The organism is Actinomadura sp. K4S16 (genome assembly GCF_008327685.1).
In the GTDB taxonomy this organism is placed as follows: domain Bacteria; phylum Actinomycetota; class Actinomycetes; order Streptosporangiales; family Streptosporangiaceae; genus Spirillospora.
The window spans coordinates 295565-310476 of the sequence record NZ_BDDE01000015.1 but is presented as its reverse complement, the minus strand read 5'-3'; the positions used below and the strand labels follow the sequence as shown (position 1 = coordinate 310476).

Annotated in this window: 12 protein-coding genes; 11 read left to right on the top strand and 1 reads right to left on the bottom strand. The window is 73.2% G+C overall.

Translation table 11 applies throughout. From position 1 onward, the window contains the following. The first annotated feature begins 163 nt into the window (after positions 1 to 163). Positions 164 to 1534 (top strand): glycosyltransferase family 2 protein, encoded by a 1371-nt coding sequence (locus K4S16_RS22590; RefSeq protein WP_235036989.1) that lies wholly within the window; start codon positions 164 to 166, stop codon positions 1532 to 1534. Between the two features lie 214 nt (positions 1535 to 1748). Then, positions 1749 to 3599 carry a hypothetical protein gene (locus K4S16_RS22585; protein ID WP_200842037.1) on the top strand — a complete coding sequence of 617 codons (1851 nt, stop codon included), beginning with the start codon at positions 1749 to 1751 and terminating at the stop codon, positions 3597 to 3599. 161 nt (positions 3600 to 3760) lie between these two features. Here the strand turns inward: K4S16_RS22585 and K4S16_RS22580 are convergent, their stop codons facing one another. Further along, positions 3761 to 5365: a glycosyltransferase family 39 protein gene (locus tag K4S16_RS22580; RefSeq protein ID WP_149260989.1), complete on the bottom strand. Its 1605-nt coding sequence runs from the start codon at positions 5363 to 5365 to the stop codon at positions 3761 to 3763. Positions 5366 to 5546: 181 nt separating this feature from the next. On the opposite strand from K4S16_RS22580, the gene metG reads away from it, so the two are divergent. The 9 genes from metG (at position 5547) to K4S16_RS22535 (ending at position 14879) form a co-directional block, all read left to right on the top strand. Continuing rightward, a complete protein-coding gene (metG, locus tag K4S16_RS22575) occupies positions 5547 to 7340 on the top strand; it encodes a methionine--tRNA ligase (RefSeq protein WP_149260988.1) in 1794 nt (597 codons plus the stop codon). Next, positions 7337 to 8161 carry a TatD family hydrolase gene (locus K4S16_RS22570; RefSeq protein ID WP_149260987.1) on the top strand — a complete coding sequence of 275 codons (825 nt, stop codon included), beginning with the start codon at positions 7337 to 7339 and terminating at the stop codon, positions 8159 to 8161. Before metG ends, K4S16_RS22570 begins: the two co-directional genes overlap by 4 nt. A 157-nt stretch (positions 8162 to 8318) precedes the next feature. Further along, entirely contained in the window at positions 8319 to 9143 is an 825-nt protein-coding gene (locus K4S16_RS22565) for a resuscitation-promoting factor (protein WP_149260986.1), read from the top strand. A gap of 59 nt (positions 9144 to 9202) precedes the next feature. After that, entirely contained in the window at positions 9203 to 10108 is a 906-nt protein-coding gene (rsmA, locus tag K4S16_RS22560; protein ID WP_149260985.1) for a 16S rRNA (adenine(1518)-N(6)/adenine(1519)-N(6))-dimethyltransferase RsmA, read from the top strand. Then, complete coding sequence (locus tag K4S16_RS22555) at positions 10105 to 11295, top strand: glycoside hydrolase family 26 protein (RefSeq protein WP_235036988.1); 1191 nt, start codon at positions 10105 to 10107, stop codon at positions 11293 to 11295. Before rsmA ends, K4S16_RS22555 begins: the two co-directional genes overlap by 4 nt. A 21-nt stretch (positions 11296 to 11316) precedes the next feature. After that, complete coding sequence (locus K4S16_RS22550; protein ID WP_268843266.1) at positions 11317 to 12246, top strand: 4-(cytidine 5'-diphospho)-2-C-methyl-D-erythritol kinase; 930 nt, start codon at positions 11317 to 11319, stop codon at positions 12244 to 12246. Positions 12247 to 12372: 126 nt separating this feature from the next. Continuing rightward, positions 12373 to 12615 carry a hypothetical protein gene (locus tag K4S16_RS22545; protein ID WP_149260984.1) on the top strand — a complete coding sequence of 81 codons (243 nt, stop codon included), beginning with the start codon at positions 12373 to 12375 and terminating at the stop codon, positions 12613 to 12615. 74 nt (positions 12616 to 12689) lie between these two features. Continuing rightward, positions 12690 to 13055 carry a hypothetical protein gene (locus tag K4S16_RS44420; protein ID WP_160160993.1) on the top strand — a complete coding sequence of 122 codons (366 nt, stop codon included), beginning with the start codon at positions 12690 to 12692 and terminating at the stop codon, positions 13053 to 13055. 60 nt (positions 13056 to 13115) lie between these two features. Continuing rightward, positions 13116 to 14879 (top strand): ABC-F family ATP-binding cassette domain-containing protein, encoded by a 1764-nt coding sequence (locus K4S16_RS22535; protein WP_149260983.1) that lies wholly within the window; start codon positions 13116 to 13118, stop codon positions 14877 to 14879. Positions 14880 to 14912: the final 33 nt, after the last annotated feature.

The window sequence follows — 14912 nt, the reverse complement described above, 5'->3', positions numbered from 1 at the left end:
CCCTCAAGCCCCGCCCTCGGCGGGCATCATTGAACGCTGACGGGCCGTCCCGAGGAACCACACGCGGAACAACAGAGATTAGTGGAAAACGCCGCAGACGGTCAGCAGGTGTAACAGGGTCACCAAGAGTAACGACGCCACCAGGGGTAACGAAGGAGATCGCGTGGAACTCTCCGTAGTGATGCCATGTCTGAACGAGGCCGAGACGGTCGAGACCTGCGTCCGCAAGACGATCGCCTTCTTCGAGGACAAGGGCATCGACGGCGAGGTGGTCATCGCCGACAACGGCAGCACGGACGGCAGCCAGCAGCTCGCGCGGGACGCGGGCGCGCGCGTCGTGCCGGTGATCGACAAGGGTTACGGCAACGCCCTCATGGGCGGGATCCGGGCCGCGCGGGGCAAGTACGTCGCGATGGGCGACGCCGACGACTCCTACGACTTCGCCACCCTCGGCCCGTTCCTCGACGAGCTGCGCGATGGCGCCGACCTCGTCATGGGCAACCGGTTCAAGGGGGGCATCGCCGACGGCGCCATGCCGCCGCTGCACCGCTACCTCGGCAACCCCGTGCTCAGCTTCGTCGGCCGGTTGTTCTTCGGCAGCAAGATCGGTGACTTCCACTGCGGCCTGCGCGCCTTCGACAAGGACGCGATCCTGCGGCTCGGCCTCCAGACCGGCGGCATGGAGTTCGCCAGCGAGATGGTCGTCAAGGCGACCCTCCAGGGCTACGACATCCGCGAGGTGCCGACCACGCTGTCGCCGGACGGGCGGACCCGCGCCCCGCACCTCAACACCTGGCGCGACGGCTGGCGCCATCTGCGCTTCCTCATGCTCTACAGCCCCCGCTGGCTGTTCCTCATCCCCGGCCTGGTCTTCATGACGCTCGGCCTGATCGCCGGGATCGCGCTGTCGACCGGTCCGGTGACCGTCGGAGAGATCGCCTTCGACGTCGACACGCTGGTCGGCGCGTCCGCCGCGCTGGTGATCGGCTTCCAGGCGGTGCTGTTCGCGCTGCTGACGAAGGTCTACGCGATGCAGGAGGGCTTCCTGCCGCACGACCGCCGGGTGCAGCGCGTCATCGACTGGTGGAGCCTGGAGCGCGGCCTGCTGCTCGGCGGGCTGCTCGCCGCCGCCGGCCTCGCCGGCCTCGTCGCGTCCCTGCTGCACTGGCGGGTGAACAGCTTCGGCGAGCTCGACCCGCGGCACTCGCTGCGCATCGTCGTCCCCGCCGCGACCGCGCTCGTGATGAGCTTCCAGGCCATCTTCGCCTCGCTGTTCGTCAGCATCCTCGGCATCCGCCGCCGCCAGCACCCGCCGCTCACCGACCCGGCCGAGGAGGCCGCGGGCGTCGTCGACGCGGCCGTGCGGAAGGTCGCCGCGAGCGAGGCCGAGAAGGCGGAGCGCGCCGAGAGGGGCGCCGGGCCGGAGGCCGGCGAGGCCGCGGCCGAGCCGGAGAAGGTCCCCGCCGCGAAGGCGGGCGCGACGGCCGGGGCCGGCGACGAGGACGGCGACGAGGACGGCGCGTCCGCGCGCTGACGGGCGCCCGCGCTCGCGGCCCGCGCGGCACCCGTCCCCGGCGGAGCCGGTCTTCGTCACCATCCGAGAAACCGCGGGGGCAGACCGTGCCGGAGGCTGAGAGCTCGCTGAGCGTCTCCGGGCCTGGGACCGGCGCCCCGCCCGCACTATGACAGGCTTGACCGTCGATGGATCTCCCTTGCCCGACCGTCCGCGCCCGGCGGGCCGTACGCCGGTGAGCACGCGCACGCCGCCGGACGACACCGCGCCGCCGGACGACACCGCGCCGCCGGACGACGCCGCACCGCCGCCCGCGCCGGCCGCCGTCGCGCGGCCGCCGGCGGACCCGGTCGCCGCCCCGCGCGCGGACCGCCGCCGCTGGGCCTGGCTGTTCGTGCTCGGCTGGGCCGCGCAGGTCGCCGTGCGCCTCTGGCTCGCGTCGGGGCAGACGATGCCGGTCGCGACGCCGGACGAGTCGGGCTACCTGTTCGCCGCCCGCGTCCTCACCGGCGGCCCCGACGCCGACATGTCGTTCGGGACGGTGTACCGCGGCGGCTACCCGCTGCTGCTCACGCCCGCCTTCTGGATCGGCGCGGGCCCCGTCGGGGTGTACCGGGCCGCCCTGGTGATCAACGCGCTGGTCAGCGCGGCGATGCTGCCGCTGGCCTACCTGCTGCTGCGCCGGCTGGCGGTGCGGCGGCGCTGGTCGTACGTCTTCGCGCACGTCACGGCGCTGCTGCCGTGCGTGCTCTTCTACTCCGGATTCGTGCTGACGGACGCGATCCTGCCGGTGCTCGTGGCCGGCTGGCTGCTGCTGACGCACACCTGGCTGACCGCCCCGCCCGCGGCCGGGGGCCGCACGCCGGTCCGGCCGACCCCGACCGGCGCGGGCGCCTCGCTGCTGGTCGCCTACGCCTACGCCTGCCACACCCGCGGCGCGATCCTGCTCCTCGTGCACGCCGCGCTGCTCGGGGCCGCCCTGGTGCTGCGGTGGCGGTCCTGGCGGGCCGTGTCCGCGTCCGTGCTCGTCCTCGGCGCCGCGACGGCCGCCGGCATGCTGCTGAACCGGTCGCTGCTGCCGCACATGTACCCGCAGGGCGACAACGACCTCGGCGGCAACGTCGTGAAGCGCGTCACCACCCTGGACGGGTGGGGCTGGATGCTCTCGCTCGGCACCGGCCAGGTCTGGTACCAGGCCGTCGCGACCGGCGGCGTGGCGGCGCTCGGCCTCGTCACGGTCGCGTTCCTCGCCGTCCGCCGCACCACACCGGGGCCGACGCGGGCGCTGGCGCTCGCGCTCCTCGCAATCGTGGCGGGCATCGCGTTCGCGACGTCGGCGGCCCTGCCGGTCGAGTACCGCATCGGCAACTACGTGTACGGCCGCTACCTGGCCAGTGTCACGCCGGTGCTGTTCGCGGTGGGCGTCGCGGTCCTGATGCGCGCCTCGCGGCGGACGCTGCTGTGGACGGCCGGTGCCGCGGCCGCCCTGACGGTCGTCGCCGCCTGCGTCGTCCAGTGGTACGCGGGCGACCTGCTCACCCGGTACACCTACACGGCCTACGACTTCCCGGAGACGGCGTTCCTGACCTGGGACTGGAAGGCGTTCCACCTCTGGCACGCCACGCTGGCGGGCCTGCTGCTGCTCGCGCTGTCGGTGGCGGCCGTCCTGGTCCGCCCGCGCCGGTCGACCGGCCCGCTGCTGCTGGCGGGCCTGCTGGCCGCGGTCGCGCTCGCCATGTGCGCCACCGCCACCGAGCGGATCGCGCAGCCGCTGGTGCGCGCCGAGACCGCCTACACCGACCTGCGGGGCAGCGTCGACCTGACGAAGCAGCGGTCCATCGCCGTCGACTGGAACATCTGGTGGACGATCCGGCTCTCCCAGTACTACTGGGCCTGGTGGAGCGACGGCAGCGTCTTCGACGCCCGGTGGACGGCGCCGCCGCAGGACGCCGACATGGTCGTCCTGGCCTGGCCGAAGGACGCGCCGCCCACCGCGTCGTGGCCGAAGGGCGCCCCGCCCGGCTGGCACGTCGTCGCCAGCCGCCGCACCGCCGAGGGCGACTGGGTCGCCTGGCTGCGTGGCTGAAGTCCCGGCCCACTGCGCTCGCCTGGCGGCTCGCTTCGTGACCGGGCCTGGGCGAACGCGGCATCGCTTCGCGATCTGCCCGGTTCCGCTCGCCTCCGGCTTCGCTCCACCGGCCAGGTCACGCGTTCGCGTGCGTGGCGGAGGCCACTTCGAGGCAGGCTCTAGCTCGCGGCGGGGGGATTCCAGAGCTGGAGGACCCCGTCCGACGAGCGCCACATGAGCGTCCAGCCCTGGGACGGCTCCGGTCGCCAGCCGCCGCCGATCTGCGACTCCATGCCGCGCCAGCGCGTGTAGAGCATCGGGCCCTCCGTCGCGTTGCGCGGGACCGGCAGGTAGTGCGGGAAGTCGCGGATCTCGCCGCGCCAGACGGGGCGGCCCCACATGTCGCGCGTGTAGAACGTGAGGGTCTGCGCGAGCCGCCGGTCGGCGCAGATCAGCGTGATGTCGCGGTGGTCGCCGAGGTAGCCGCGCAGCTCGTTCCACGCCTTGTCGCGCGGCAGTTCCGGGACGGCGCGGACGGCCGCCACCGCGTACGTCGCGCCCAGCGCGACCGCCAGGACGGGGGCCACGACGGTCCGCAGCCGCAGCCGCGACACCAGGCCGGGCGGCAGCATCCGGAACATCAGGATCAGCGAGCCGGACCCGCCGGCGAGCAGCGCGGGCAGCACCGCGAACCAGTACCGCTGGAGCCAGGCGCGCAGCGAGATGTCGTTCGGGTCGAGGACGCCGGAGAACAGCGTCAGCGGCACCGCGAGCGTGAAGAACCACACCAGCACCAGCGCGAGCCGCCGGTCGCGGGTGAGGGCCCAGCCGACGACGGTGAGGGCCAGCGCGGCGGTGAAGACGAGGCCGAGGGGGTTCCACTCGTGCATCGCGCGCAGGAACGACCGCGCGGCGAGCGAGCGGGTGACGTAGTCGCGGGACTGGCCGCCGTGCTCGGCGGCCGACATGAGCCCGGCGAGCGGGCTGCCCCAGACGAGCTGGTTGTGGACGAAGTTGAGCAGCAGGATCGCCAGCATCGGCGCGCCGACCGTGACGTTGCGGCGCCACGGGATGCGCAGCAGCGCCAGGTAGGCGGGGATGGCGAGGAAGAGGAAGGCCAGGAACTCCCGGACGAGGAACGACGCGCCGAGGAGCACCCCGGCGGCCAGCAGCATCCGCGTCTGCGCCCGGCCGGTCCTGCGGCTCGCGACGACGAGGCCCGCCATCCCGATCGTGAACAGCCCGGCGCCCGGCATGTCCGGCAGCATGACGCCGGTCGACCAGGTGATCTCGTGGCCGAACGGGTTGGTCATGGTGAAGAACGGGTGGACCAGCATGACCGCCGCGGACACCAGGCCCGCCGCGTCCCCGAACAGGGACCGGACGACCAGGTACGTCCCGACGAAGAAGGCGGCGCCGCCGACGGCCGCGACGGTGAAGTAGGCGGCCTGGCCGTCCCCGAGGACCTCCTGGGCGAGCCGCGCAGGCAGCACCAGCCCGATCCGGGTGACCTGGTGCGGCACCTCGTCGAACGGCCACTGGGTGAGCGGGATGTGGGGCCAGTCGCGGGCGGCGAGCCACACGTAGTAGGGGTCGAAGTACAGCGGCGGCGTCATGACCACCCACTGGGCGAGCACCGCGGACGCCGCGACCAGCAGCGACAGCCACACGACCCGCCGGGTCCGCCGGACCCGGCCCACCAGGCCCGTTCGCGCGGACGGCGCGTCCGGCCCCGCGTCGTCGGCTTCCCGGGCGAGCGGCTCGTCGGACGTCGTCTGGGCCATGCCTGGGTTCCCGCCTCCGCTGGTCCGTGCTGGTGGTGGCCGATCCGTGCCGCCGGCGGCCGGCCCGCGGCGCCGATGGCCGCGCCCTCGCGGCGCCCCGCGCCGCCCCCGCGCCGCCCCGCGACGCCGGACCAGGTTACTCGCGTGCCGTGGCCTCCGCGACGCGACTACCCTTGATTCCATGTCCTCGTCAAGCCGTCATATCTTGACCGCGCCCGCATGGCCGTACGCCAACGGGCCCCGTCACATCGGGCACGTCTCCGGTTTCGCGCTGCCCGCCGACATGTTCAGCCGCTACCAGCGGATGGCGGGCAGCAAGGTCCTGATGGTCAGCGGCACCGACGAGCACGGCACGCCGATCCAGGTGCAGGCCGACAAGGAGGGCGTGACGGCCCGCGAGCTGGCCGACCGCTACAGCTCCGTGATCGCCGAGGACCTGCACGGCCTCGGCATGTCCTACGACCTGTTCACCCGGACGACGACGCTGAACCACTACGCGGTCGTCCAGGAGGTCTTCAAGGGCCTGTACGACAACGGCTACATCTTCCCGACCAAGACGATGGGCGCGATCTCCCCGTCCACCGGCCGGACGCTCCCGGACCGCTACATCGAGGGCACCTGCCCCATCTGCGGGTACGACGGGGCGCGCGGCGACCAGTGCGACAACTGCGGCAACCAGCTCGACCCGATCGACCTGATCAACCCGGTGTCGCGGATCAACGGCGAGACGCCGAAGTTCACCGAGACCGAGCACTTCATGCTCGACCTGCCCGCGTTCACCGAGGTCCTCGGCCGGTACCTGCGCGGCAAGCAGGGCCAGTGGCGGCCGAACGTGCTGAAGTTCGCCCTGAACCTGCTGGACGACATGCAGCCGCGGGCGATCAGCCGCGACCTCGACTGGGGCGTGCCGATCCCGCTGGACGGCTGGCGCGACAACCCGGCCAAGAAGCTGTACGTGTGGTTCGACGCGGTCGTCGGCTACTTCTCCGCGTCGGTGGAGTGGGCGCGGCGCTCCGGCGACCCCGAGGCGTGGCGCGCCTGGTGGCAGGACCCGGAGGCCCTGTCCTACTACTTCATGGGCAAGGACAACATCGTCTTCCACGCCGAGATCTGGCCGGCGATGCTGCTCGGCTACAGCGGCCAGGGCGACCGGGGCGGCAACCCCGGCTCGCTGGGCGCGCTGAACCTCCCGACCGAGGTCGTGTCGTCGGAGTTCCTGACGATGGAGGGCCGCAAGTTCTCCTCGTCCCGCCAGGTCGTCATCTACGTGAAGGACTTCCTGGAGCGCTACGACGTCGACGCGCTGCGCTACTACGTCGCGGTCGCGGGCCCCGAGAACCAGGACACCGACTTCACGTGGTCGGAGTTCGTCCGCCGCAACAACGACGAGCTGGTGGCCGCGTGGGGCAACCTCGTGAACCGCTCGGTGAACATGGCGGCGAAGAACTTCGGCGCGGTCCCCGAGGCGGGCGACCTCACCGACGCCGACCGGGCGCTGCTGGAGCGCAGCCGGAACGCGTTCGGGGCGGTGGGCGCCGAGCTGGAGCGCTCGCGGTTCAAGAACTCGATCACCGAGGCGCTGGACGTCGTCCGCGACGCCAACAAGTACCTGTCGGACCAGGCGCCCTGGAAGCTGAAGGACGACCCCGAGCGCGTCAAGTCGATCCTGCACACGGCGCTGCAGGTCGTCGACGACGCCAAGACGCTGCTGACGCCGTTCCTGCCGAACTCCTCGCAGAAGGTCTACGAGATGCTCGGCGGCCAGGGCGTGTGGAGCGGCATGCCGGAGCTGGAGACGGTGTCGGAGGAGGGCGGCCCCGACTACCGCGTCCTCACCGGCGACTACGCGACCGAGGCGCGCTGGGAGTCCGTGCCGATCAAGCCGGGCGTCCCGCTGGCCAAGCCGACGCCGCTGTTCAAGAAGCTGGACGCGTCGGTCGTGGACGAGGAGCTCGCCAGGCTGGAGCAGGCGTGACCCGAGACGGGGACGGGCAGGCCGCACGGTCCTACCCGCCGCTCCCGGAGCGCCTGCCCGTCGACGTCTTCGACAGCCACTGCCATCTGGACATCGTCGAGACGCCGGTGGACGAGCAGCTGAGGTCGGCGCGGGCGGCGGGCATCGCGCGGATCGTCACGATCGGCTGCGACCTGCCGTCCTCCCGGTTCGCGGTGGAGGCCGCGGGCGAGTTCGACGACGTGTACGCGGCGGTCGCGATCCACCCGAACGAGACGACGGGCGTCAGCGACGCCGTCCTGAACGACGTCGCCCTGCTGGCCGCGCACCCGAAGGTCCGCGCGATCGGCGAGACGGGCCTGGACTACTACCGCGACTGGGCGCCGAAGGAGGACCAGCACCGCTCCTTCCGCGCCCACATCGACATCGCCAAGCGCACCGGCAAGGCGCTCGTCATCCACGACCGCGAGGCCCACGACGACGTGCTGGCGATCCTGGAGGAGGAGGGCCCGCCCGCGACGGTGGTCTTCCACTGCTACTCCGGCGACGCCGCGATGGCGCGGGTCTGCGCCGACCGCGGCTACCTGATGAGCTTCGCCGGGAACGTCACGTTCAAGAACGCCGAGCCGCTGCGGGAGGCGCTGCGCGCGGCGCCGCTCGACCTGCTGCTCGTGGAGACCGACGCGCCGTTCCTGACGCCGATTCCGCACCGCGGGAAGCCGAACGCCTCGTACCTGATCCCGCACACCGTCCGCGCCATGGCGGAGGTCAAGGGCGTGGACCTGGCGGAGCTTTGCACCGCGATCGCCGCGAACGGGGAGCGGGCCTTCGGGCCCTGGTGACCGCGCCCCGCTTTCGCCCGGTATGCGGACCCAATGGCCCGCATACCGGGCAAATGGGGCGAGTGATGGCGTTGCGGTGGCGGAGACGGGCGGAGACCTCTAATCTCTGGCCGTTGGACGGGCGCCCCCCGAGCCCGGCTCCCTGGAGGAACTCCCCGTGCCTTCCCCCCTTGCCGCGCGGACGCGCGCGCCCCGCGCACTCGCCCCCGCCGCCGTCCTGCTGGCGGCGGCGCTACTGGCCTCGGCGTGCGGCGGGGACGGCGGATCGGCCGCCCCGAAGAACGGCGTCGTCGCGGACGCGCCGCGCACCAGCGCCCCCGCGCCGCGCAAGGTCGTCATCGTGGTCGACGCGAAGAAGACCGAGACGATGACGACAGGCACGACCGTCGCGCAGGTGCTGGAGCAGGCGAAGATCGCGCTCGGCCCGCACGACCTGGTCAAGCCGGCCGCCGACCGGCCCGCCGGGGACGTCATCAAGATCATGCGGCTGCTGTCGGACCCGGTGACCAAGGTCGTGAAGACGCCCGCGCCGACGGTCCGCAAGAAGAGCTCGTCCGTCCCGCCGTGGAGCGAGAAGGAACTGCGCAAGGGCCGTCCCGGCATCACGGTCGTGAAGGTGGCCTACGCCCGGCGCAAGGGCCGCCGGGTCATCACCGTCATCGCCAAGCAGGTGAAGCGCAAGCCCGTCGCGCGGATCGTCGCGGTGGGGCCGAAGTCGGCGAACACCGGCTCGGTGACGCGGCTGAACTGGCACGGGCTCGCCAACTGCGAGTCCCACAACAACCCCAAGGCCGTCAACCCGGCCGGGTACTACGGCCTCTACCAGTTCTCCCTGTCGTCGTGGGCGTCGGTCGGCGGATCGGGCAAGCCGTCGGACGCGAGCTCCGCCGAGCAGACCTACCGGGCGCAGCTGCTCTACAAGCGGGTGAACGGCCGCTGGCAGGGCCAGTGGCCCAACTGCGGGAAGTTCCTGTTCTCCTGAGCGGCGCCCACCGGGGACCTGGGGGACGGGCCCCCGCGACGACAGGAGAGACTTGGCGCATGGGGGACACCAGGGGCCTGCTCGGGCCGGCGGACGTGCGGGAGCTGGCCGGGCGGCTCGGCATCAGGCCGACGAAGACGCTCGGGCAGAACTTCGTCATCGACGCCAACACCGTCCGGCGGATCGTCCGGGCCGCCGAGCTGAGCCCTGACGACGTCGTCATCGAGGTGGGCCCCGGGCTCGGGTCGCTCACGCTGGCGCTGCTGCCGCTGGCGCGGCGCGTCGTCGCCGTGGAGATCGACCCGGCGCTCGCCGCCGAGCTGCCCGCCACCGCCGCGGCCCGCGAACCGGAGTTCGCCGGGCGGCTGGAGGTCGTGCGCGCCGACGCGATGAAGATCGCTGAGGTGCCGGGGCCGGCCCCGACGGCGCTGGTCGCGAACCTGCCCTACAACGTCGCCGTCCCCGTCGTCCTGCACCTGCTGGCCGTCCTGCCGTCGCTGCGGTCCGCGCTGGTGATGGTGCAGGCCGAGGTCGCCGACCGGATGGTCGCCGCGCCCGGCTCCAAGATCTACGGGGTGCCCTCGGTGAAGCTCGCCTGGTACGGGGACGCCCGCCGGGCCGGGCCGGTGGGCCGCGCGGTGTTCTGGCCCGCGCCGAACGTCGACTCCGGGCTCGTGGCGTTCACCCGCCGCGACCCGCCGGCGACGGCGGCGTCCCGGCAGGAGGTGTTCGCCGTGGTCGACGCCGCGTTCGCGCAGCGCCGCAAGACGCTGCGCGCGGCGCTCGCGGGCTGGGCCGGGTCGGCGGCCGCCGCCGAGGACGCGCTGCGCGCCGCGGGCGTGGACCCGCGGGCCCGGGGCGAAGCGCTGGACGTGGCCGCCTTCGCCCGGATTGCCGAGTATGGTCCTTCTCGCCGGGGTGATCACCCTCGAACCCCTGAGGCGAGGGCTCCCCGCGGGGGATGACGCATCAGCATGAGCCGGAGGTCGATGTGAAGGCGCGTTCGCGGGCGACGCGAGCCGGATGGCCGATCGTGGGGACGGCGCTGCTCGCGACCGCGGGCGTGGTCGCCACGGTCGCGGCGGGCTGCGGGGGCGGCGCCGGCGCGGCACCCAAGATCACGACGACGGCGCGGGCGGGCGTGGCGCCGGTCCCGCCGGCGCAGGGCGCCTACTTCGGGGCGTGGGTGCCGCCGGAGCGCGCGGGCCGTCCGTCGGCCTCGGCCTCCGCCTCCCCGTCCGGCTCCCATTCCGACCCGTCCTCGGATCCATCGGCGGGTTCGCCGTCCGGCTCGCCGTCGGGCTCCGCGTCGGAGACGCCGTCCGGGAAGGACGCCGGCAAGCCCGGCATGGCGCCCATCGTCGGCTTCGAGCAGCGCCTCGGCCGCCGGCTCGACATCGTGCAGAGCTACCGCGGCTGGAAGAGCGACTTCCCGGGCGCGCTGGAGGAGTCCGTCGCGGAGGGGAACCGCTACCTGCTGCTGACCTGGGACGGCGCCGACACCCGCGAGATCGTCCAGGGCGAGCACGACGAACTGATCGCCAAGCGCGCCCGCGCCGTCAAGGCCCTCGGCAAGCCGGTGTTCCTGCGCTGGTCGCGCGACATGGACAAGTCCACCAACCAGAGGAGCGTGCACTCGGCGGCCGACTTCACCGCCGCCTGGAAGCACGTGCGGGAGATCTTCAAGCGGGAGCGGGTCGACAACGTCGCCTGGGTGTGGTGCCCGACCGCCCGCGGCTTCAGCGGCGCGAACGCGGGCTCGTACTACCCCGGCGACGACCAGGTCGACTGGATCTGCGCCGACGCGCAGCCCGGCGCCGACTACGACTACCGCGACCTGTCGGAGGCGCTGAAGCTGTTCACCGAGTGGGCCCGCGGGCGGCACAAGCCCATCATGATCGCCGAGTTCGGGGTGCCGAAGTCCTACGGCCCGCGCCGCGCCGAATGGCTCCGCGAGGCCGCCAAGACCCTGCAGGACCCGCAGGTCAAGGCCGTCGTGTACTTCAACTCCGACGAGCAGGCGAAGAACGCCCGCGACAAGCGCCGCGCCTACTCGGTGACCGGCGACATGCACGCGACCTCGGCGCTCCGCGAACTCGCCACCGCGCCCTACTTCAACCCCCGCAACCTCCCCGTCACCAGTGGCGGCTGAGGGTCCCGTAGGGTTTCGCGAGTGAGCGCAGTGACGGTGCGGGTCCCCGCCAAGGTGAACCTCCAGCTCGGCGTCGGTCCGGTCCGCGACGACGGCTACCACGATCTCGTCAACGTGTTCCACGCGGTCTCCCTGTTCGACGAGGTGACGGCCGAGCCGGCCGAGCGGCTGGCGGTGGAGGTCGAGGCGGCCCCGCACGCGCGCGTCGCGGTCGACGGCGTCCCCACCGGTGAGGAGAACCTCGCCGCCAGGGCGGCCCGGCTCGTCGCCGCGCGCCTCGGCGTCGAGGGCGGCGTCCGGCTCTCGATCCGCAAGGCGATCCCGGTCGCGGGCGGCATGGCGGGCGGCAGCGCCGACGCCGCCGCCGCGCTCGTCGCGTGCGCCCGGCTCTGGGACGACCGGGAGCAGCCCGCCCTCACCCGCGACGACCTGATGGAGCTCGGCGGCGACCTCGGCAGCGACGTGCCGTTCGCCGTCCTCGGCGGCACGGCCGTCGGCCTCGGGCGCGGCGAGCGGCTCACCCCCGCCCTCACCCGCGGGACGTTCCACTGGGTGTTCGCCACCGCCGACGGCGGCCTGTCCACGCCCGCCGTCTACGGCGAATGCGACCGGCTCCGCCTGGCGGCGGGGGAGGCGCCGGCCTGGCCGACCGTGTCCGAGGCGCTGATGACCGCGCTCGCCACCGGCGACGCCAAGGCCCTCGGCGCCGCGCTCTCCAACGACCTGGAGCCCGCCGCCCTGTCGCTGCGCCCGTCGCTGAGCCGCACGCTCGACACCGGCCGCGAGCTCGGCGCGATCGGAGCGCTCGTCTCCGGCTCCGGCCCCACCTGCGCGTTCCTCGCCGAGACCCGCGAGGACGCCGCCGCCCTGGCGGACGCGCTGGAGACCGCCGGCGTCGCCGAGCAGATCGTCCGGGCCCACGGACCCGTCCCCGGGGCCACAGTCCTCTGACGGAACGGTGTGCCGGCCGTGTCCCGGTAGCTGCCATCGTCACACAAGCGAACCTCGGGGTAGCAGAGCGCGTCCTCTAACGGTGACACCGGTTCCTTCGGTAGACCCGACCGGCGAGGTGGAACGATGACGTATCTGTCCGCGATGCTGGGCCTCGTGGCGATCGCCATGATGGGGACGCTCGTCCTGCTCGCGGTGCGCCGCGACCGGCATCTGCGCCGCAACGCCCCTGACAAGGTGGTGGCGGCCGCCGGAACGGGGTCCGCGGTTCCGGATTCCGCCATGCCGGGCTCCGCGGCCTCGGGCAACGCCGCGCCGGAGCCCGCGGCCCCCGGCTTCGTGGTGCCGGGGGAGCCGGGCGGGCAGTAGGCTCGCCGCGCGGCCGGGACCTTGGTCGCCCTGATCGATAGGTTCGCCTCCCCCGATTGTCGGAACTTAGCGAAATGGCTCGGCTTGGCATGCTGTCCCCCTTCCTGCTCCTGCTCCTGCTCCTGTTCTTTGCCGCCGTCGTGGTGGTCCTACTGGTGATCGCCACCAGCTCGTCGAGGTCCCGCAGGGGCGCGGCCTACGGGCCGCCCGGCGCCCCGTACCCGCCCCAGCAGCAGCCCGGCCAGTACGGCCAGTACGGCCAGCCGGGCCAGTACGGCCAACCCGGCCAGTACGGCCAGCCGGGGCAATACGGCCAGCCCGGCCAGCCCGGTCAGTACGGCCAGCCGGGGGACCAGGGCCAGTACGGGCAGCCTGGGGAGCAGGGCCAGTACGGACAGCCGGGACAGCCCGGTCCTTCGAGCCCGCCGCCCCCGAACTGATCGTCCGGGCGGGGCGCGCCGTGCGAGCGGTGCGCGGAGGGCAATACGCTTGAAGGCGCCGTGAATCTGATCAATCTTGAGAACGTCGCCAAGGCCTACGGGCCCAAGCCACTGCTCGACGCCGTGTCCCTCGGCCTGGACGAGGGCGACCGCGTCGGCGTCGTCGGCCGCAACGGCGGCGGCAAGAGCACCCTCGTGTCCGTCCTCGCGCGGGAGACCGAACCCGACGACGGCCGCGTCACCCACGCGCGCGGCCTGCGGCTCGGCTACCTGACCCAGCGGGACGCGTTCCCGGAGTCCGCGACCGTCCGGTCCGTGGTACTGGGCGACCGCGCCGAGCACGAGTGGGCCGGCGACGTCCGCGCCCGCGACATCCTCGGCGGCCTGCTCGCCGACCTCGACCTGGACGCGCCGCTGGCCGGGATGTCCGGCGGGGAGCGCCGCCGCGTCGCGCTGGCCCGGCTCCTCGTCCCCGAGTCCGACCTGCTCCTGCTGGACGAGCCCACCAACCACCTCGACATCGAGGCGATCGACTGGCTGGCCCGGCACCTGAAGGGCCGCAAGGTCGCGCTGCTCGTCGTCACCCACGACCGCTGGTTCCTGGACGAGGTCACCGACCGCACGTGGGAGGTCGTCGACGGCCGCGTCGAACGCTACGAGGGCGGCTACTCCGCCTACGTCCTCGCCAAGGCCGAGCGCTCCCGCATCGCCGCCGCCACCGAGGCCAAGCGGCAGAACCTGCTCCGCAAGGAGCTGGCGTGGCTGCGCCGCGGCCCGCAGGCCCGCACGTCCAAGCCCAAGTTCCGGGTGGACGCCGCGCAGGCCCTCATCGCCGACGAGCCGCCGGCGCGCGACTCGGTGGAGCTGACCCGGTTCGCGACGGCGCGGCTCGGCAAGACCGTCTACGACATCGAGGACGTCGACGTCCGCCTGGGCGACCGCGACCTGTTCCGGCGCATGACGTGGCGGCTCGGCCCGGGCGACCGCGTCGGGCTCGTCGGCGTCAACGGCAGCGGAAAGAGCACGCTGCTGCGTCTCCTGGACGGCTCCGTCCGGCCGGTGTCCGGAACGGTGGTGCAGGGCAAGACCGTCCAGCTCGCGCACCTGTCGCAGAACCTGGAAGAGCTCGACCCCGCCCGGCGCGTCCTGGAGTCGGTGGAGGAGATCCGCCGCCGCATCACCGTGGGCAAGCGCGAGTGGACGGCGAGCCAGCTCCTCGAACGCCTCGGCTTCGCGGGCGACCGGCAGTGGACGCCCGTCGGCGACCTGTCCGGCGGTGAGCGCCGCCGCCTGCAACTGCTCCGCCTCCTCATGGCCGAACCCAACGTCCTCCTCTTGGACGAGCCCACCAACGACCTCGACATCGAGACCCTCACCGAGGTCGAGGACCTGCTGGACGGCTGGCCCGGCACCCTCGTCGTCGTCAGCCACGACCGGTACTTCCTGGAGCGCATCACCGACCACGTCGTCGCGCTGCTCGGCGACGGCCGCGTGTCGCTGCTCCCCGGCGGCGTCGACGAGTACCTCGAACGCCGCGCCGCCGGAACCGCCCCCAAACCCGGCGCCGTCCGCGACGAGCCCGCCCCGCCGCCCCCCAAGCCCAAGGCCGGCGGCCAGGACTGGAAGGCCCGCAAGGAACTCGACCGCCTCGAACGCCGCCTGGAGAAGCTCGCCGGGCAGCAGGCCACCCTCCACGAGCAGCTGGCCGCGCACGCCACCGACTACGCCAAGCTCCAGGAACTGGACGCCCGCCTCAAGGAGGTCCAAGCCGAGGCCGCCGAGGTCGAAGAGGAATGGCTCATGCTCGCCGAAGATCTCGGCTAGCAGGAGTTTCCTGGCGGTTTTTGGGCGTACTGG

Bases quoted from the DNA above. Each gene is read 5' to 3' on its own strand.
- K4S16_RS22555 (WP_235036988.1), top strand. From the start codon at position 10,105: ATGACGCATCAGCATGAGCCGGAGGTCGATGTGAAGGCGCGTTCGCGG.
- K4S16_RS22545 (WP_149260984.1), top strand. From the start codon at position 12,373: ATGACGTATCTGTCCGCGATGCTGGGCCTCGTGGCGATCGCCATGATG.
- K4S16_RS44420 (WP_160160993.1), top strand. From the start codon at position 12,690: ATGGCTCGGCTTGGCATGCTGTCCCCCTTCCTGCTCCTGCTCCTGCTC.
- K4S16_RS22580 (WP_149260989.1), bottom strand. From the start codon at position 5,365: ATGGCCCAGACGACGTCCGACGAGCCGCTCGCCCGGGAAGCCGACGAC.
- metG (WP_149260988.1), top strand. From the start codon at position 5,547: ATGTCCTCGTCAAGCCGTCATATCTTGACCGCGCCCGCATGGCCGTAC.
- rsmA (WP_149260985.1), top strand. From the start codon at position 9,203: ATGGGGGACACCAGGGGCCTGCTCGGGCCGGCGGACGTGCGGGAGCTG.